Below are 18,604 nucleotides of genomic sequence, written 5' to 3'. Positions count from 1 at the left end.
CAGCTCAAATCACGACAGTTGCGCCTTCAGGTGACGCAAACGCGCCAAAGAAGACTCTTTGCCAAGGATTTCCATCGACTCAAACAACGGAGGCGAAACCTGCCGCCCTGTTACCGCCACGCGCAACGGACCAAAGGCAATACGCGGCTTGATGTCCATACCGTCGACAATCGCCTCACGCAGTTTCTCCTCCAGAACCGCCGTACGGAACTCTTCGTCAGACAGAGCGTCGATGACACCAATAGCAACCTCCAGCACCTGCGGAGCATTGTCTTTAAGCTTACGTACCGACGCCTCGTCAATCTCAAGCGCATCATCAGCAACAAAGAGGAAGCCCGCCATTCCACGCGCCTCACCAAGAAGCTGAATGCGTGTCTGCACGTGAGGAGCAATCGCTGTAAGGACCTCCTGCTCACGCTCCCCCAGCGCATCGAAGGTGTCAGCTGAAAGGTAGCCAGCCTCGGCAAGGAAAGGAACAATGCGGTTACGGAAATCCGTGGGGTCAAGACGTCGAATATGTTCGGCGTTAATAGCAATGCACTTCTTCGGATCAAAACGCGCCGGATTGGGGTTGACATTAGCAATGTCGAACGCAGCAACCATTTCATCCATAGTGAATACATCATGGTCAGGGGCAATCGCCCACCCCAACAACGCCAGGTAGTTATTCAGGCCCTCAGGCGTCATCCCCGCCTCGCGGTGCAGCAAAAGATTCGACTCAGGATCCCGCTTGGACAGTTTCTTATTGCCTTCACCCATAACGTAGGGCAAATGACCGAACTGCGGGATGCACTTAGCGATCCCTAGTTCCATAAGCGCGCGGTATAACACCACTTGACGAGGCGTAGACGACAACAGGTCCTCACCACGCAACACGTGCGTAATTTCCATCAACGCATCATCGACAGGATTGACCAAGGTGTACAGCGGATGCCCATTACCGCGCACAATGACATAATCCGGCACCGAACCTGCCTTGAAGGTAATGTCGCCGCGCACAAGGTCCGTAAAAGACACATCGTCATCAGGCATACGCATACGCAGCACCGGCTGGCGCCCTTCAGCCCGATAAGCGGCCTTTTGCTCCTCGGTCAAGTCGCGGTCAAAGCCGTCATAACCAAGTTTCGGGTCACGGCCAGCGGCCTTATGCCGAGCCTCAATTTCTTCCGGGGTGGAAAAACTCTCATAGGCATAGCCACCGGCAAGAAGTTTCGCAGCAACGTCTTTGTAGATATCCATGCGCTGCGACTGGCGGTACGGTGCGTGTGGCCCTCCCTTGTCGACACCCTCATCCCAGTCCAAGCCAAGCCAACGCAGCGAATCAAGGATCTGATCGAAGGATTCTTCAGAATCTCGCGCAGCGTCAGTGTCTTCAATACGAAAAACAAATGTGCCACCTGTGTGGCGAGCCCACGCCCAGTTGAAAAGGCAAGTGCGGACCATACCAACGTGAGGAGTGCCGGTAGGTGACGGGCAGAATCGGACGCGAACGTGAGAGGTAACGGGCGTTTCAGTCATAGGTTCAAGTTTACTCCGAGCCGACCGCTGTCCTTAATGCAGGTAGGCTGGGGGAAGCATCACTAAAGGAGATCACAGTGACCGTTCGACAATTCACGCCCGATGAGCTTCGCGACACGGGGTTACTGAAGTGGACTGGTATTACGCGCAGCGATGGTTCACCAACCCTTGGCGCGTGGGTAGCGGAAATGGATTTTGGAACCGCCCCTGAAGTGGAAGATGCACTGATCACCGGTATTCAACGTGGCTTTTTGGGGTATCCACCACCTTGGCTAGATGCACGTACGCGTGAAGCTACAGCAGCCTTTCAAGCACGCCGCTTCGCTTGGCAACTTGACCCTGAAACCATACGTCTAACCGGAGCAGTACTGCCCGCACTGGTGCGCACCATCGTGTATCTCACGCGCCCTGATTCACCGGTGATCGTACCTACCCCGGCGTATTTCCCTTTCCTCACCATTCCACCCAACCTTGGCAGGCGCGTTATTGAAGTGCCTTCCCTGCGTGACGAGGCGGGTACACAGAAACGCTGGAAACTCGACCTTGAAGGAATCGAAGCTGGGTTGCGCGCGGGAGCTGGATTGGTCATCCTGTGTAACCCGTGGAATCCAACCGGGCAAGTCCTTACTGAAGCAGAGCTGCGAGATCTGCACGCAGTGGTGTCACGATATGATGCCCTGGTTTTTTCTGACGAAATCCACTCTCCACTTGTCCTAGACGACACACCCTTTGTGTCCTACGCACGCCTGGGCGAAGAATTTGCTGCCCACACGGTGACGGCGACAGCCGCAACAAAAGGGTGGAATTTCGCGGGTCTACCGAATGCGCAGGTGATTCTTCCTGACGATGGGCTGCGTCGTGCGTGGGATACGGCGCCAACACATGGTGATCAGCACCCGATTCCATTGGGCTGCGTGGCCACTATTGCTGCCTACACGTTGGCCGATGCCTGGCAGCGCGAAGTCATTGACATTATCAATACAAATATTGATCTGGTTGATCGCGCACTTGCTGGTAGTGGCATTGATTTTGTTCGACCGCAAGCCACTTATCTCACGTGGTGGGGGTTTGATGGCATTGATTTAGGCGGACAATCCCCTGCCAAGGTCCTGCGTGAAGAAGCAAGCTTGGGGGTCAATGCGGGCGCCACCCTTGGTAAGGGGTGGGAGTCTTGGGCGCGTGTCAACCTGGCGTGTCGCACTGAGGTGGCCGAGCAAATAGTTGAGCGCGCACTGCGGGTACTGCCCTGCGCATTCTAAGCTCATACGCTCTGCGGGCATTGTCCCCGCCTCAACCAGAATATGGCCCACGAAACAGGCAGTCACCGTTAATAACGCGCGTGATAAACCGTCACGAGCCATATTCGTGACTTAAACATTGCGTGGGAGGGTTTTTAGTGGGCACAGCCCACTAAAAACCCTCCCCCATCTATCGACTCCTTTACCGGCGAATCACCGGGTTTGTCAGCCACCCAATCTGCTCAATACCAAATGACACAGTGTCACCCGCCTCGATGGGCCCTGACACACCTGGGCAGCCCGTCACAATGACATCGCCTGGTAACAGCGTGAACAGCGTCGAACAGTAGGCGACAAGCTCAGCCACCGTGTGCAACATATATGCTGTTGAGCCGCTGGCTTCCTGGCCACCATTGACACTGCCTCGTATAGTCAAGGCTTGCGGGTCAAGCTCCGGGTCGATGGTGATCCACGGGCCGATCGGACAGAAGGTGTCTGCACCTTTTGCCTTATCCCAAGGGCCGCCATCCATTGCGCAACGTGCGGTGACATCATTGGCCAACGTGTAGCCAAGGATGACCTGCGACGCATCCTCAACGGCAACATCTTTAGCCAGCGACTTGATAACAACCGCAAGTTCTCCCTCGTAAATCACGTCGGTGGCCCACGGTGGCAACACAATCGGGTCATCTGGACCAATAACCGAGGTATTGGGCTTCAGGAAAATCGGCGGATAAGGTGACGGTTCGGGGCTACCTGCAACACGCGGTTCGGTGCCGAAATTATTCCCAATGCCAATCACCTTCGAGCGGGGAATCACCGGGGAAAGTAGCCGCACCTCGTCAAGTTCAACGATTCGTCCCGACGGTTCCACCGGGTTAAACAACGGGTCGCCTTTGAGGACAACGATACGATTCGACCCATCTTCAAGGGCACCGTAAGCAGGACTATCACCATCCGAAAAACGCACAATTCTCATGGTTTTAGCGTACTCGCCTTTCGTCGTTCGTCCACACATTGCCAGGCACGTCCCCAGGAAGATGCACATTATTGCGGCCCACAAAGATTGGCGAGGCCACACCCGCCTTACGCTGTGACTCCCAGTCTCGTAGTGCACCCAACCCCCATTTGGCCAGCCACAACAGTGCAACAAGGTTCGTTACCGTCATTACTGCCATAGCAATGTCAACAGCGTTCCACACCAAGTCAAGGCTAACCAGCGCACCGATCACCACGGACACAACCGACAGGACACGCACGCCCCACAGTGCCCACGGCGACCGCGTCACAAAAGCCATATTTGTTTCCGAGTACACGTAGGCAGCAATAATCGACGAATAGGCCAACACAAAGATGAGGAGTGCCATCGGCATAATGCTCCACGCACCAATCTCGTGAGCCACAGCCAGTGTGGTGAGATTTGCAGGATTGACACCTTCACTCCCCCACACTTGGGGGCCCGCGATCAGGATGGCGAATGCGGTGGCCGTACACACGATAATCGTGTCAATAAAAACGCCCAACGATTGGATAAATCCCTGTGAGACCGGGTGATCAACGGTGGCTGTTGCTGCAGCATTTGGGGCTGTCCCCTGGCCAGCTTCATTGGAGAAAAGTCCACGTTTCGTACCGTTGATGATGGCGGCAAGGATGCCGCCACCTAGGCCACCTACCAGTGGTTCAGGCGCAAAGGCGCTGGTCATGATCATTGCCATCACGGCACCGAATTGGCCGATATTGACCACAACAATGACCGCCACCATAATGACGTAAACCAGGGCCATAATGGGCGCCATCCATTCGGTGACTCGGGCAACAGTACGGATACCGCCAAAGATCACCATGGCGGAAAACACGAAGAGCAGTGCCGCGATGACAATTTGAGCGGGGGTCAGGCCCCAAACTCCGGGGAGCGGTGTGGCACCGGTGTCTCCGAGAGCCGCAAGCAACGTACCCGCGATGGCATTGGCCTGCACTGACGTAATCACGAAGGCGCAGGTAATTACCGTGATGAATGCAAAGATTGCGGCAAGGATCTTATTTTTCATGCCCAGCGCAATATAGTAGGCGGGGCCGCCGCGGTAACTACCATCATCGGCACGCACTTTGAAGATTTGGGCCAGCGTCGCCTCGAAAAACGCTGTTGCCATACCCACTAGGGCAACCACCCACATCCAGAAAATCGCACCTGGGCCACCCATGAGCAACGCCGCCGCCACACCAAATACGTTGCCGACGCCGACACGGGCTGCCAAGGAAATAGTGAAAGCCTGGAAGCTAGATATGCCGCCACGAGAACCTTGCCGGGAACCGGATACGGTACGCACCATGGCAACAAAGTGGCGTATTTGCAGACCACGCGAGGCCACAGTGAGGATCAGGCCGGTACCCACGAGCACCCACAGGGTCACGTGTAAGGTCAACCAGTCAGCGACCGCAAGAACGTGGTCAGCTAGGTTATGTGCAAGCATCGGCGACTCCTTGGCTTCATGATGGGTATGCCCCATGATCGTCCCACGTGAGAGGTCCTCTGCGGGATAGTCGTCCACGTCACGAAACCCCCGCCAATATGGGTGCGGACAAGTAGCAGGATTCCGCTGGCAAGCGCCAAATGACGAAACTACGAGACAATAGAGCTATGACTGCTCCCCTCAATGCCGTGCTTGATCGCCTCGAAGACGCCGAACAGCTTGGCGATATTGATGCCCTTTACGAGGCATTCACCCAGTGGGCAGCATCAACGGGCCGACCACTGTATCCGCATCAAGATGATGCCCTGCTAGAAATCCTCTCTGGGAATCACGTTATCGCAGCCACTCCCACCGGTTCTGGAAAGTCAATGATCGCTTTGGCTGCCCATTTTGTGTCGATGGCCCAAGGGGGACGAAGCTATTACACCGCTCCGCTGAAAGCACTAGTGTCTGAAAAATTCTTCGACCTTGTGGATCTATTTGGCCCAGCCAATGTGGGAATGGTGACAGGCGATGTTGCCCTGAATGACACTGCACCAATTATTTGTTGCACAGCTGAGATTCTGGCAAATCTGGCGTTACGAGAAGGCTCCACATTAGACACCGACATGGTCATCATGGACGAGTTCCACTACTACGGTGATCCTCAGCGCGGCGCCGCATGGCAAATACCTCTACTTGAGCTTACCCAAGCGCAATTTGTTGCCATGTCAGCAACCCTTGGCGACGTATCGGCCTTTCAGCACACGTGGCGAATGCGCACAGGCCGCGAAGTCAGTGTGATTGACAATGCTGAGCGTCCCGTACCCCTGGAATTTGACTACATCGTTGACGACTTGGCGCCCACAGTGTCTCGCCTATTGTCAGAGGGACGCTGGCCAATCTACATCGTCCATTTCGCACAAAACGATGCGGTAGCGACCGCGCAGTCCTTCGACAAGAACACATTGATCACACCAGAACAGGTGGCCAAAATCGACCAGGCTCTGGCTAGGGTAACTTTTGGTCGCGGTTTCGGTCAGACCCTCCGTCCACTGCTGCGCCGAGGAGTGGGCATTCATCATGCGGGAATGTTGCCGCGATACCGTCGCCTCGTTGAACGCCTCACGCAGCAAGGGTTACTCGCGGTAGTGTGCGGCACCGACACGCTTGGGGTGGGCATTAACGTTCCCATTCGCACAGTGCTGCTTACGTCCCTGGTCAAATACGACGGCAATAAGATGCGACACCTGTCTGCCCGTGAATTTCACCAGATCGCTGGACGCGCTGGACGGGCAGGTTTTGACCTCGTGGGTTATGTGCGCGTTTTAGCCCCCGAAGCAGAAGTTGAGGCACAACGCCAACGTGCACGCCTAACAGCCGCCCAGGAGGCAGCGCGTGATGAGCGTGAAGCCAAACGTGCAAAGAAGAAGGCGGCAAAGAAAAATAAGAGTGGCGAAGCGGGGAAGATTTCGTGGACACGTTCCACCTTTGAACGTCTTGTCGCCGCTGAACCCGAAAAGTTGCAGTCCCGGTTTGAAGTGACCCATGCGATGGTGCTCAATGTGTTGGCCGGCGCCTCATTAGCACAGCGAGACCCAGGCGAACACCTGGTGACATTGGCGACGCATAACGACGATGCGCCTCGGGAATCAAATATGCATCTGCGTCGTTTAGGCGATATTTACACGTCGCTACGTACCGCTGGCGTGGTTGAGCATGTCTCAAGTGCTCAGGCAACACACGATGGGTTGCCGCGTTTGCGTTTAGTAGCGGATTTACCAACAGATTTTGCTTTAAATCAGCCGTTGTCTCCTTTTGCGTTGGCGGCCTTGGAACTGTTGGATCCGACTGATCCTTCGTATGCACTTGATGCCGTGTCGGTGGTCGAGGCTGTTTTGGAGGACCCCAGGCCGCTGCTTTTTGCTCAGCAACGCGTGGCGCGTGGTGACCTTGTTGCTGCATTGAAGGCACAGGGCATGGATTATGAGGAGCGGATGAACCTCCTTGAGGAGGTAACGTGGCCACAGCCTTTGGCTGAGCTTTTGGGCGGTGCTTTTGCCGTGTATGCCAAGGCGAATCCGTGGGTGGGATCATTGGAGATTTCTCCAAAGTCGGTGGTACGTGAAATGGTGGAAAACGCGATGACCTTTTCACAGCTAGTGTCTCGCTATGATATGGGACGCAGCGAAGGGGTGATCCTGCGGTATCTGACCGATGCTTACCGGGCACTGAGGCAATTGATCCCTGAGCCGTTAATGACACCTGAACTTGAGCAGATCGTGATATGGCTTCGCACGCTAGTACGTGCGGTAGATTCGTCCCTATTGGATGAGTGGGAATTGTTGTCTTCGGGCGGCACGGCGCGTGTTGGCGCCGAAGAATCTGAAGGCGCGGAAGAACTCGCCTTCGGTGCGCGTGCTGATGGGACAATTCCGTTGGTGGCGAATCGACATGCGTTGCGTAATGCGGTGCGTCAAGCAATGTTCCGGCGCGTGGAATTGGCGTCACGTGACGACGTGGTGGCTTTGGCGGCATTGGATCAGACAGGCGTGTGGGGCCAGGACCGTTGGGACCATGCTTTGGCGCGCTATTGGGCCGAGCACGATTGGATCGGCATCGATCAGGCGGCGCGTTCACCTGCCCTATGCGTTATTGACGAGGCGCCGCAACAGGCAGACCTTCTCGCTGCGGGTGTAGATCATCCAGTGGGCGAGGCGTGGCTGGTCACGCAGACGCTGTGTGACCCAGCAGGCGACATGGATTGGACGATGCGTGCAGTCGTTGATTTGGCTGCGACGGCTGAGCGTGACGAATTAGTGCTGATATTTCTTGATTTCTCGCCACGTTAGGTGGCGTGACAGTCAGCAAACCGTTGTGTCTCGCTCACAATCAGGTCGCGCGAACCGTTGTGTCGTGCTCACAAGTACCTTTCGCTCACAATCAGGTCGCGCGAGCGCATATATTGGCGCCACTGGGCGACTACGCTTCGGCCACCCTGCGCCCGTGCCACTTCTGCTTCTGGCTGCCGTGCTTGGAGTACTGCTCCTGGTTGCCACGCCTGGACTATTGTGCTCGGGGGCCGCGCCCGATCCACTACTGCACTTGCACCCCCTGGTCGTTAACTGATGTCACCGTCCGACGCAGCATTATCGACCGAATCCTCACCCGTGCGTGTTGGCAGCTTGGAGCCGAATGTGGCATACCACAGTGCTGGACTGTAGAGCTTTCCACTGGGGGTAGTGGTGACGTAAGCGGGAACTCCTTCTTTACGCAAGGCACGCGCCCAGCGGTGAACGTCAATCGCTGGAGCTAGGACACAGTACGGTATCGGCGCACCATAGTCCCGTAGTTTCTCAGCCGCGCGCACAACGCTGGTGTAGGGATCAGCAACCACGGCCTCGGAACGCGTGCGCCATGTGAGAAGCCCGTCGGGACGCAGGTGATTTGCCATTGCCTCGGCCGGTGAAAGGAGGTCGTTGGCACCACGCCCACCCGCAAGCATGAGGTACGCAGTCGTCCCATGATGCTCTTTGCTCCGTGTGCGCAATTCGTTGGCGTAGGCCAAGCGAGCCTGGGTAGCTTCGTGAAGCGATAGGCCGTCAATCAGCGGGTCAGCGGCAACAATGATGCCTTGGGGATGGACGCGAGCAACGCTGTTGCGTATGTTGTGCGCCAGGATGAAACACACGTGGCTGAGGTATTGGAAGGCGAGGACACCTACGGAAATGCTCAGCCCCACCATGGCTGCATGGAAAGACGAATCCAGAGGGAGGTCTTCGATACGGAACCGCCTACTCCACGACACAGGTACCCACACAATAACGGCCACTACTGTCGCATAAAGCAAGGCTCGGACACGCTGCCACGGGGTAAGTTCACCTCCGGGCGTGATTGCCGCCAGGACAAGTAGTCCAGCCAGGACCAGCGGCATAAAGCCCACGAAAGCAAAGGCGATTCCGACGATAATATTGGGCGCATTGAAAGACGCGCCAAGTGGGCTGGCGGGTACAGCAATGCCAAGCAGTAGTGCAGTCGTCAAGAGCAGGCCGATTCGTGGCTTTCGCGGATCGTGCCACGCGTCTAAGCAGGCGAGCGCGAGGAGTAGTGCGATGGATCCAAAGTAAAGCAGCACCACAAAATTGTAGGTGTTATTCACCGTTGCCACTATCTGGAGTGCTGTCGTTTCGGCAGGGCTTAGATTCATTCGAATGGGTAGAGGCGTCGCTTACTGGTGGCACTGTGTCTGCTACCGGTGGCGTTGTGTCTGCTCCGGTTGTGGGTATTGCAGTGCTTTCTTTGCTTGCAGGTATCTCGACTGCCCTATCCGCAGCCTTCGCCACATGGGCACCCTCAGCCTGAGTGGGTATTGTCTCTGCTGTTGTCTCCTCGTTCATCGCGTCGGTTGTCTTCTTTTTGCGTGTGGAGGGTGTGGGTGTCAGTCCTGACCACCACAGGTATAGGCCAATGAGGGTGATGCCACCTAAGCCGACAATGATCCACCATGGGAATCCTGGGATATCGGGGCGCGCTTCAGCTTTGGCAATGTCCTTGATGGGTGTGGGGACGACCCGGTGGCCAGTGACGAGGATGCGGTGCGTATTGATGCCTAGCGGTGTGCATGTCACCAGTGTGGCAAGGTCTTTGCCTTCCTCGACGCGCAGCGCTTCACGTTCGTCAGGCTGCACGACGCGTTTGTCATGTACCTCGTAGGTGAGCACTTCACCAAATACCGACACTGTGAAGCGGTCGCCAATTTCCACTTCATCGAGGCGGGTGAACATCTCGGCATTTGCCAGGCCACGGTGTGCGGTTAGCACGGTTCGTGTGGATGCCCCACCGATGGGTAGTGAGGTTCCTTCGAGGTGACCGACACCTTGGAGGAGCGTGTCGTCGCTGGTGCCGTGATAGATAGGCAGGTCGAGTTTAATGGCGGGGATTTGGATACGTGCCATTAGGCCCGCGTCGTTGGCTTTGAGGATGTCAAAGTAGTTGAGGGCATCGTTAGCAGAATGTCCGTCGCCGGTCGGGATGGTGACGCCTGGTTCTAGGAGAGCCCCGACGTTGAGGGCGTCGTTGTATCTGCGGGCTTGGATAAGTTGTTCATGTGCTGAAGGATCAGCGTCTTCTACTTCGGAAGAGTAGTCGGTGACAATCTGGGATTGGTTGTATTGGGTGAGCCATGAGGCGACTGACGGATACATCACTAAGGACAGTCCAACAAGGGCAAGTAGCGCGCTGATTGCAGGACGCGGGGTGAGGCGCCACCGTCGCGTATGCCGTGCGGCTGCATGTTTTGGGTGCGGTGTGCCTGCGTGTTGTGGACGCGCCTTCGCGTTCCCCTGGGGCGTCATTGAGTTCATATCCTCTTATTGTCTTGTTGTACACGTGTAGGTGGCGGGGAGTTTTTCTCCCCGCCACCTGTTTACTCGGCTGTGTTGGCACAGTATTTCGTCAGCAAATATTGCATCGGAACGCTGTCTTTGTCACCCGCGTGACACACATTGGCCCCTTATTGGTCGGTCTTGCGTGCCGCGCGTCGACGGGACACCAATGCTGATCCTACCGCGAATAGGACCAATGCCGAGCCAATAACAATCATCAGCACTTGCCCATTCGCACCGGTCATTGGTAGCTGAGGCACAGACTGCTTGGTGTTCTTAATGGTGGCATCCGGTGTAGCAACCTCGGTGGTACCAAGTTTCACGGTGATCGCTGTGAGCGCATCAGTGCCTTGTGGAAGCACGTAACCGACTGGCGGGGCAACTTCTTCCAGGACATAGCACCGGGTGGTGTTATCAAGCACTGGGTCAGCACCACCAACGCCAATTTTCTTATCGATGTACAAACCAGGAATATGCACAGTGCCATTTGTTGAGGTGAAGGTGTCGGTCATTTGTCCATTGACCAGGACCTGAACAGGAGCGGTGACAGTCGTGCTCTTTTCCTTAGTGCAGGTACCAAACTCAGCTTGCCCAAGGTAGATCTTGAATTGTGCGCCAGTCAGACCAGTGGCGTCATTATTCGTGTCGACTTTCTTGACCAGCACGTCACCCCAGCCAGTGACCACCTTATTGGTGGGTACGTAAGGAGGATTGGTTGGTGGCTCTTCAGGCGTCGGAGGGGTATTCGGTGGTGGATCTTCGCTCAGAATCTTGGTGTCCGAGGCGACGTTAGCGATGTTGGTAATCTGTCCATTGGTGACGGTGCCGGTTACTTTACCGGAGAAAGTCACAACCAGATTCTTATTCTGACCTTCCTTGGCTTTGATAAGACCTGCGGCGGTCAGCTTGACGGTCAGCGCGTTACCAGCTGTAGCGACCTGATAGTCCGCATTTGCAGAGAGTGCGGTGTCGCCAATCTTGACCGACGTTACCTGAGGTTCCGAAAGACGGCTATCAAGCTCGTCCTTGACCCAAAAGTACTTGTAGTATGACTTCGGCGCCACTTGTGGCAATGTGACACTCACAGGGAAGGTCACTGTCGAACCAAGGCCATAGCCATTGGGAGCATCAACCGATTTAGTTGGTGCCTGTTGGACAGCATTCTTGGGGTAGACGTGCACGTCGTAAACCCATTTACCAGTAGCGGTCTGCCCAGTGGTATCTGGGAACGGAATGGTGACAACAAAAGGTGCAGCCTTGTCAACGACGTTATTAGGCGCTGCAGTTTCACACACAAGGTAGGCGCCAACGTTGAGATTGCTGAAGGTGGCTTGTCCGCCGTTGGTGGTGATTTGAGGGGTTCCGCTATTCATGTTAGCAGTCACGTTTTGCCCCAACTGGCCGGCAGTGCATGCATCCAAAGGAATGCCAGCAGCAACCTTTGCAAGGGTGTCCCATCCTTGTGTTGTTTTAAGGTCAACATTTACCGGGTAGGCGGTGAAAGTGACGCCATCAACGCCAGGTGTGGTGATAGGAGTGGTGCCATTGGGCGAGCCAACAACAACATCCTGGCCGGTGGGCTGGTGTTGATGTTTGTGGACGATAATCGAACCCTTCGCATTTGGGTCAATATTGCCAAACGCTGGGTCGGTGGCTTGGGCAGTTCCGCCTATGAGGAGCCCCATACCGAGGGCGAGCACACCACTGGCGGCAATAACCCGCCGGGTGCGCGTGATGGTGCTGGTCATCATGACTCTTTCTCTGATGCGCTTTCGCGCTGTGTTGTGCAGTGATAGGGATTGGATGGGCCAGCGTTACGCTGACCTGACGATGGTCTAATGCTGCTTGCGCCTCCTCCACAGTGGTCCAACGAGGAGTGCAAGTAATGTGATGCCTGTTCCAGCAATCAGCAGATGATCAGCACCCATTCCGCCGGTAAGCGGAATGCGTACGGGGTCCTGTGGACGGTTGATTTTCGCACCGAGATTGACAACTTGACCTACCGTATTAATGGTGAAGGGGTACTGTGTGGTGACGAGTTTGTACCCGACAGGGGCGCGGCTCTCGGTGAGCGTATAGGCGCCGAACGGGAGCTTATCAACGCGAAGGCTGCCCTTTGTGGGGTCAACATCGTGCATTGACGAGGCGCACGGCGCACTCGCGCAATCCTCCACCGTAATCGCCGGGCCCGCAGGATTTGTTGGCGTGATGGTCCACGCGGATCCGCCAAGCGCATTCGCTGGGGTTTGGCCATCTGTTTTTGACCAGGTAATGGAGCCTTCAGCTTTGGCGTTGGTAATTGCGCCGACGACTATCGTTGCACCGTCGGTCGTGACCGTGATCGTTCGCGGGGTAGGGTCTGGGACGTAACCGGCTGGTGCAGCTGATTCAGCTAAGGTGTAAGTTCCGTATTTCACCCGATCAACGCGGAAGTACCCTGGGCGCGGATCGGCGTCGTAGTTGGCTGCTGTGCATGGCGATGCAATGCAGTCGCGGATCGTCATCGCGGGTCCTGCGGGATTCGTTGGGGTGAGTGTCCATTCTGAACCGGCCAATGCAGCGCCTGCTGTGTCGGTTTTCGTCCAAGTGACGCTGGATTGGATTTTTCGGTTGGGTATTGGCCCCAGATCGAGAGGCGAAAGATATGACGATGCCATCACATTAACCGTGCGATCAGGTGCCTTGACATATCCCTGCGGCACGGTAGTTTCTGTGAGGGTATACGTACCCTGTGGAATTACCTGGTTAACGAAGAAACTACCTGCTGTTGGGTCGGCGTCATTCCATACATTGTCGGTGATCGTATAGAAAATATTCGGATCCGCGGTACTGGTCAGGCGCCACTGGCTTCTTGCAAGAAGTGCACCAGTGTCAGCATCTGTTTTGGTCCACCGCAATGAGCCTTTTGCCGCCTCGTTACGAAACTCGCAGGTAATGGCGACGCCAGGAGTACGTGCCGGGATAGTCAGATCGTATTGACGAGGGTCTGTGGTACTTTGAACGGTTGTCAGGCTTTGCCCGGTCTCTTTTTCACTGCATGACAAGCTGGTTTTGTATCCGGTGATATCCGTGCCATCCTGTGCCGTTTCCCAGATACTGTACGTTGTTCCCGTCATGACAATTTGGGGGCCAGCAACCTGGGCTTGTACGCCCAGGTTCGAGCCGCTGGTAGCAGCTGCAAGCACACGCGTTCCCAAACTAATGCCGTACCTAAACTGATCTGTGGGCGTCACGCGCGACACGATATTTTTCTTTACTTCGACGGTGGTTGGTGACGCACAGGACGCTAGGTCACCCGCATCCCTCACGCCTGCAATTTGGGCACTTCCGATGGTCTCGAATGTGAAGCCATTCAACGTTTTGATTGTCGACACTGAGTTGGTCATATTCTGCAAAAGCAGACGTCCAGTAGAGTCAAGGGCGATGCCATTGTATTGGTCCCTTGCGGACACGCTGGTGTCAGGTTCGCTCACACCCGGTTGGATATTTCCACCAGTGGCGTTCGCAAGTGCCTCTTTTGACACCGGAACGATACCTTGCGCATATCCGCCTGCAGTGTTCCACAAGATAAAGGCGTCACCGTTGGCATTAATTGCGAGATCGCCGTTGAGACCCTGTTCTCCACTCGACTCACGAATGTAGACGTCACCTACTTTTTCGGGGGACGTCATATTGACGTTGTAACGCCACAATTCGAAGTAGATTGATCCCCAGGATTCGTAGAAACCACCAAAATAATAGTCACCACCATTTACTGGGTTCATCGCACCCGCAACGAGGGCGTCATTACTGAAATTGGCGCCAATTGGCCCATGAAACACACGACGATTTTCTCCGCTTGACGTCCAATAGTAGATACCTATAACGCCGTTATCGCGACGGGCCACTGAGTATGCGACCGTGCCGTTTTGCCCGATGGCCAGGGCATTAAAATACGACGCCGACCAGGAACGGTTAAATTGGAAGGCATACGAAGAAGTCCCGGTTGCCACGCCTGTCGTCGGATTAATATTCATCAGGTAAACACCGCCGTCAGCTTCCAGCGCATAGATAACGCCGTTACCGCAGTTCAATGCTCCGTTTTGCGTGAAGGCGCGGGCCGTCGATACTGAACGAAAAGCTGTGTATCCAGAACTGGTTGTTTCCGCGGAAGTCCCGCTCGGATCATTCGCAGAGGAAATAGATTCAGAGGAGAGCGTTGAGGCGACATCATCGCTTTCCATTCGGACAGTGTTCGCCTCAGACAAGCCCTCAGTCTCATTGTCCTCATTGTCAGTCTCCTGGGAGGCATCCACATCATCAGATATCGCTTCGGCTGTTTCCTCCCTCAACGATGGAGCAGCCGACGTGCGAATAGGACCAAAATGTACCAGAGCGAGTACAAATACCACGAAACCCACAAGGAAGGCATAGGTTCGAGAACGAATGCCGCTTGCGCGGGAATGTTGTGGCATGTACACGGTGTTTCCTGTCGACAAGAGTAGGGACAGCCTTTGACGGAATGGGGACATTAAGCGAATATTTACCAAGTGGACAAAGAGATGAGCTTGTCAGACAATAACAAAAAACTGTCGTTATAACATTTCTATATACGGTCAGAGCACAGCAAGCTCAGTGAGTCAAACAGAAAAGTAGCACATATTTACAACATGAACAATAGACTTACTCAGCAAGGCGTTACCAATCGGTAAATTTGCGCTAGTTTCACAATAGACATACGGGCACAACAAAGCGCAAGACGCTTGCATTATCCCAGCTCAGTGGATATTTGGCATGAGATCTTACAATCTGTCACTTTATGTCACTATGAAACGCCGCACGGACAACCGCTCAGCGGACATTCCGCCACTGCTGTCGCTGGCCCTCACTACCTGCAATACCGCCACATAGAAACGTCACCACAGGCCGCCTCGTCAGTCTTTGACACCGCACCGCTACGTCAGGTCGTTCCCAGCGCCGCCACATCAGCATCGAGCAGCTCTAAAAGATCCCAAGGTGACAGCTCAACTGAAAGCCCCCGTTTGCCACCCGAAACGACGATGGCTTGGTAATCAAAAGCCGATTCATCGATGAAACTGCGATGACTCCTGATCTGGCCAAGTGGAGAAATACCGCCAACGACGTACCCTGTCCTACGCTGTGCAACTGCCGCTTCGGCCATGTCGGCACCGCGAACACCGGCAGCGCGGGCAATATTTTTCATGGACAAGCGCATGTTCACTGGAACAATTGCCACCACGTATTCGTCGGTAACACAACGAACCATTAAGGTTTTAAAGACCCTCCTGACCTCCACACCCAATTTCTCTACGGTTTCATCTCCAAAGGAATGCCGACGGGAATCGTGTTCATACTGATGCACAACAAACGGCACACCCGCACACTGCAAAACGGACAGTGCTCGACTCGCTGCGCTGCCTATTTCATCTCCCCCATCGGGCGCACGCATACGCAAAATCCCTCAGATAATCGGCGCATTGCGGTCATCAATCACCATCTTGCCAAAGGGGAAGCACGTCACCGGAATCATTTTAATATTGGCAATACCCAGGGGGATTCCAATGATTGACACGAACATTGCAACAGCTGTCGTCAAATGCCCAATCGCGAGCCAAAGACCTGCGACCAGGAACCACACAATATTCATCAGCGACGAGCCAACACCAATCCCCGGCTGTTCGACAACGCGCCTACCAAAAGGCCACAGCACGTAGCCTGCAATACGGAAGCAGGCCAACCCCGCCGGAATGGTGATAATGAAAATACACGCAACGATCCCCGCCAGAATATAGCCCAGCCACAGCCACAAGCCGCCAAAAACTAACCACACAATATTGAGCAAGGTCCTCATAGCTCCATTGTGTCGGTTGACCGGGACAGGCGCATCGCGAAATATCCCTGATTTTCCCCTGATATTCACACAATAGTGGCGCAGCAGGCACCTTCACCCCATCAATGTGAATCCTTGAATACTGCGATGCAGATTATCGCGCGCCACCCAGATCTGACGGCTTTGTCGCAACGGCCTTTATCAACTGCCCAGTTCTGACCCAATACCGTAGGCTGTGTGGGTGAGCATCCTTCAAGGAATTAGGTCCGCACGTGAACGCATTGATGCCGCCCTGCAGGCAGCAGGCCGAACCGACGACATCGAACTTCAGCTGGCAGTCAAAACCCGTAGCCCACAAGATTGCTACGCCGCGGCCCTAGCGTTAGAGCAACTAGGATTACCGGTATTACTGGGACACAACCGCGTACAGGAAGCCACCGCAACACTGGCTGAAATCCGCCGCTGCAACGCTGCACGCATCCACTTGATTGGTCCTCTTCAGAGCAACAAAATAAACCACGCGATACGATGCGTCGATGCCATTGACACTATTGACCGAATTGACCTGATTGACCGTTTAGATGCACGCCTGAACACTGCGCTGCCGGTCCTTGTCCAAGTCAATGTCTCCGCCGAAGCCACCAAGTCAGGGGTGGCACCTGCGCAGGCACTCCGTTTTGTCGATGCAATTATGGACAGCGCACATCTTCGCTTCGACGGATATATGACGGTCGGTCTGAACTCGCCAGAAGAAAAACCTGTGCGCACCGCGTACAGCGTGCTGCGGAAACTGCGCGACAACACTGCGGAGCGCATCGGTGTTGACCCGACAAGTCTTACCTTATCGATGGGTATGTCCGGCGACTTAGAATGGGCGATCGCCGAAGGTGCAACACGTGTTCGCCTGGGCACGGCAATATTTGGTGCGCGGCATTAACCACATTCAGCCTGCCTCAGGCAGCCAGAAAGTCCACAACCCAGATTACAAGTACGAAAGGGCAGCGTGTTCAGCTGAGCTAAGGCAGTCGGAACGTCCACTCTGCGGTACCGAATTTGGTGCGGACACGGTCGGTGGCCTCGGCAATTTCTGCGTCCGTCAACGCTGACACGCGCCCGCTATACTTGCTGATGAAGTAGGTACGGAAAGCCTCCACCACCGTTTCACGCGGCAGATCGATCTGCCGCGTGAGTGGGTCAACGAATTTTGCGGCGCTGCGTGTCCCTTTATCGCGGATCTTCTCCATCCCGATGCGCAGCACTTCATTCATTGCGCCAGAATCAATGTCATACGCCATGGTGACGTGGTGCAGCGTAAAGCCTTTCGCCCATCGCTTTTGTGCTGCTCCAGCAATCTTTCCCCGGTCAGAGGCAATATCGTTCAGCGGCACATAGCGGGCATTGACCCCCAATGATGCCAGTACTTCCATTACCCACTGGTCAAGGTAGGGATAGGACTGTTCAAAACTCATCCCTTCAATAAGTGCAGTTGGAACAATCAGCGAAAAGGTGACACATTTTCCGGCTTCCATATACATGGCGCCGCCACCACTGATACGCCGCGTAACGATGACATTATGCTTGTCCACGCCCGTGGGTTGGAGTTCATTTGCGTAGGACTGAAAGGAGCCGATCACAACCTGAGTGCCTTCCCAATCCCACAGCCGCATCAGTGGACGACGCTGCCCAGCCATGACCTTTTCAGCCAGGGTTTCATCCAGCGCCACGTTGACGCGCGGATCAAGCATGGGGCCGCAAATGACGTCAAAGTCAATGTCGGTCCACGACAACGCACCGACCAGTGCGCGCCTAACAGCTATCGCGATAGTCTCTTCTGCGCGAATTAACGAGGCGTCGCCCCCTAACGCTTGCCACGCCGTTTCCTCACCCGCCGCATGCGCACCTGCGCACCCGGCTTCAGCTTGTGCGGACGCAAGTACCGGCGCAAGCCTGCCACGCAAATCTGCGACCGGTGCCTCACGGCTAGCGCCTACCAACACCGACTGTGCCTGCGAGCAGAGCGCAGGTCCCATGGCCTCGGCAAGCGTGCCACTGAGACGCGCCTGAACGATTGCCTCACCACGCACAAGCACCCCGACGTCAACACCGTAGGCATCATGGCCCGGAGGTGTATATTCGCCGCGGAGTTGCTCGTCGACCATTCCAGACATCGTTTCGTTGTCCACC

At 55.3% G+C, this 18,604-nt stretch carries 13 protein-coding genes; 3 read left to right on the top strand and 10 right to left on the bottom strand.

Annotated features, from left to right (window positions below; translation table 11 throughout):
• Positions 1 to 9: 9 nt before the first annotated feature.
• Positions 10 to 1,518 carry a glutamate--tRNA ligase gene (gltX, locus tag G438_RS0102895; RefSeq protein WP_026460085.1) on the bottom strand — a complete coding sequence of 503 codons (1,509 nt, stop codon included), beginning with the start codon at positions 1,516 to 1,518 and terminating at the stop codon, positions 10 to 12.
• A gap of 77 nt (positions 1,519 to 1,595) precedes the next feature.
• Here gltX and G438_RS0102890 point away from each other — a divergent pair, with 77 nt between their 5' ends.
• Positions 1,596 to 2,777 (top strand): MalY/PatB family protein, encoded by a 1,182-nt coding sequence (locus tag G438_RS0102890; protein ID WP_026460084.1) that lies wholly within the window; start codon positions 1,596 to 1,598, stop codon positions 2,775 to 2,777.
• Between the two features lie 181 nt (positions 2,778 to 2,958).
• Here the strand turns inward: G438_RS0102890 and G438_RS0102885 are convergent, their stop codons facing one another.
• Both G438_RS0102885 and G438_RS0102880 read right to left on the bottom strand, forming a co-directional pair.
• The gene (locus G438_RS0102885; protein ID WP_026460083.1) at positions 2,959 to 3,735 is read right to left on the bottom strand and encodes a fumarylacetoacetate hydrolase family protein; all 777 of its coding nucleotides are present in this window, start codon (positions 3,733 to 3,735) and stop codon (positions 2,959 to 2,961) included.
• A 4-nt stretch (positions 3,736 to 3,739) separates the two neighbouring features.
• The gene (locus G438_RS0102880; protein WP_026460082.1) at positions 3,740 to 5,227 is read right to left on the bottom strand and encodes an alanine/glycine:cation symporter family protein; all 1,488 of its coding nucleotides are present in this window, start codon (positions 5,225 to 5,227) and stop codon (positions 3,740 to 3,742) included.
• Between the two features lie 167 nt (positions 5,228 to 5,394).
• On the opposite strand from G438_RS0102880, the gene G438_RS0102875 reads away from it, so the two are divergent.
• A complete protein-coding gene (locus tag G438_RS0102875) occupies positions 5,395 to 8,058 on the top strand; it encodes a DEAD/DEAH box helicase (protein WP_026460081.1) in 2,664 nt (887 codons plus the stop codon).
• A gap of 269 nt (positions 8,059 to 8,327) precedes the next feature.
• Here the strand turns inward: G438_RS0102875 and G438_RS0102870 are convergent, their stop codons facing one another.
• The 6 genes from G438_RS0102870 to G438_RS0102845 all read right to left on the bottom strand — a co-directional run bounded on the left by G438_RS0102870 (position 8,328) and on the right by G438_RS0102845 (position 16,441).
• A complete protein-coding gene (locus G438_RS0102870; protein WP_131245737.1) occupies positions 8,328 to 9,365 on the bottom strand; it encodes a hypothetical protein in 1,038 nt (345 codons plus the stop codon).
• Positions 9,358 to 10,569 carry a class C sortase gene (locus tag G438_RS12170; protein ID WP_240470964.1) on the bottom strand — a complete coding sequence of 404 codons (1,212 nt, stop codon included), beginning with the start codon at positions 10,567 to 10,569 and terminating at the stop codon, positions 9,358 to 9,360. Before G438_RS12170 ends, G438_RS0102870 begins: the two co-directional genes overlap by 8 nt.
• Positions 10,570 to 10,718: 149 nt before the next feature.
• On the bottom strand, positions 10,719 to 12,338 hold the full coding sequence (locus G438_RS0102860) for a SpaH/EbpB family LPXTG-anchored major pilin (RefSeq protein ID WP_165569220.1): 1,620 nt from the start codon (positions 12,336 to 12,338) through the stop codon (positions 10,719 to 10,721).
• Between the two features lie 87 nt (positions 12,339 to 12,425).
• Complete coding sequence (locus G438_RS0102855) at positions 12,426 to 15,044, bottom strand: MSCRAMM family protein (RefSeq protein WP_165569219.1); 2,619 nt, start codon at positions 15,042 to 15,044, stop codon at positions 12,426 to 12,428.
• 485 nt (positions 15,045 to 15,529) lie between these two features.
• A complete protein-coding gene (gene ybaK / locus G438_RS0102850; protein ID WP_051259230.1) occupies positions 15,530 to 16,039 on the bottom strand; it encodes a Cys-tRNA(Pro) deacylase in 510 nt (169 codons plus the stop codon).
• Positions 16,040 to 16,051: 12 nt separating this feature from the next.
• The gene (locus G438_RS0102845; RefSeq protein WP_026460076.1) at positions 16,052 to 16,441 is read right to left on the bottom strand and encodes a YccF domain-containing protein; all 390 of its coding nucleotides are present in this window, start codon (positions 16,439 to 16,441) and stop codon (positions 16,052 to 16,054) included.
• Positions 16,442 to 16,661: 220 nt separating this feature from the next.
• On the opposite strand from G438_RS0102845, the gene G438_RS0102840 reads away from it, so the two are divergent.
• Positions 16,662 to 17,357 carry a YggS family pyridoxal phosphate-dependent enzyme gene (locus G438_RS0102840; protein WP_026460075.1) on the top strand — a complete coding sequence of 232 codons (696 nt, stop codon included), beginning with the start codon at positions 16,662 to 16,664 and terminating at the stop codon, positions 17,355 to 17,357.
• A 79-nt stretch (positions 17,358 to 17,436) separates the two neighbouring features.
• On the opposite strand, the gene G438_RS10435 is transcribed toward G438_RS0102840, so the two are convergent.
• Positions 17,437 to 18,603, bottom strand: a complete 1,167-nt coding sequence (locus tag G438_RS10435; RefSeq protein WP_240470963.1) for a lipoate--protein ligase family protein — start codon at positions 18,601 to 18,603, stop codon at positions 17,437 to 17,439.
• Position 18,604 lies beyond the last annotated feature (1 nt).

Source organism: Schaalia suimastitidis DSM 15538 (genome assembly GCF_000429105.1).
Taxonomy (GTDB): Bacteria; Actinomycetota; Actinomycetes; order Actinomycetales; family Actinomycetaceae; genus Pauljensenia; species Pauljensenia suimastitidis.
The sequence above is the reverse complement of the archived record's forward strand: the minus strand, read 5'-3'. Positions and strand labels throughout refer to the sequence as shown.

Bases quoted from the DNA above. Each gene is read 5' to 3' on its own strand.
- G438_RS12170 (WP_240470964.1), bottom strand. From the start codon at position 10,569: ATGAACTCAATGACGCCCCAGGGGAACGCGAAGGCGCGTCCACAACAC.
- gltX (WP_026460085.1), bottom strand. From the start codon at position 1,518: ATGACTGAAACGCCCGTTACCTCTCACGTTCGCGTCCGATTCTGCCCG.
- G438_RS0102880 (WP_026460082.1), bottom strand. From the start codon at position 5,227: ATGCTTGCACATAACCTAGCTGACCACGTTCTTGCGGTCGCTGACTGG.
- G438_RS0102860 (WP_165569220.1), bottom strand. From the start codon at position 12,338: ATGACCAGCACCATCACGCGCACCCGGCGGGTTATTGCCGCCAGTGGT.
- G438_RS0102885 (WP_026460083.1), bottom strand. From the start codon at position 3,735: ATGAGAATTGTGCGTTTTTCGGATGGTGATAGTCCTGCTTACGGTGCC.
- ybaK (WP_051259230.1), bottom strand. From the start codon at position 16,039: ATGCGTGCGCCCGATGGGGGAGATGAAATAGGCAGCGCAGCGAGTCGA.
- G438_RS0102875 (WP_026460081.1), top strand. From the start codon at position 5,395: ATGACTGCTCCCCTCAATGCCGTGCTTGATCGCCTCGAAGACGCCGAA.
- G438_RS0102855 (WP_165569219.1), bottom strand. From the start codon at position 15,044: ATGCCACAACATTCCCGCGCAAGCGGCATTCGTTCTCGAACCTATGCC.
- G438_RS0102845 (WP_026460076.1), bottom strand. From the start codon at position 16,441: ATGAGGACCTTGCTCAATATTGTGTGGTTAGTTTTTGGCGGCTTGTGG.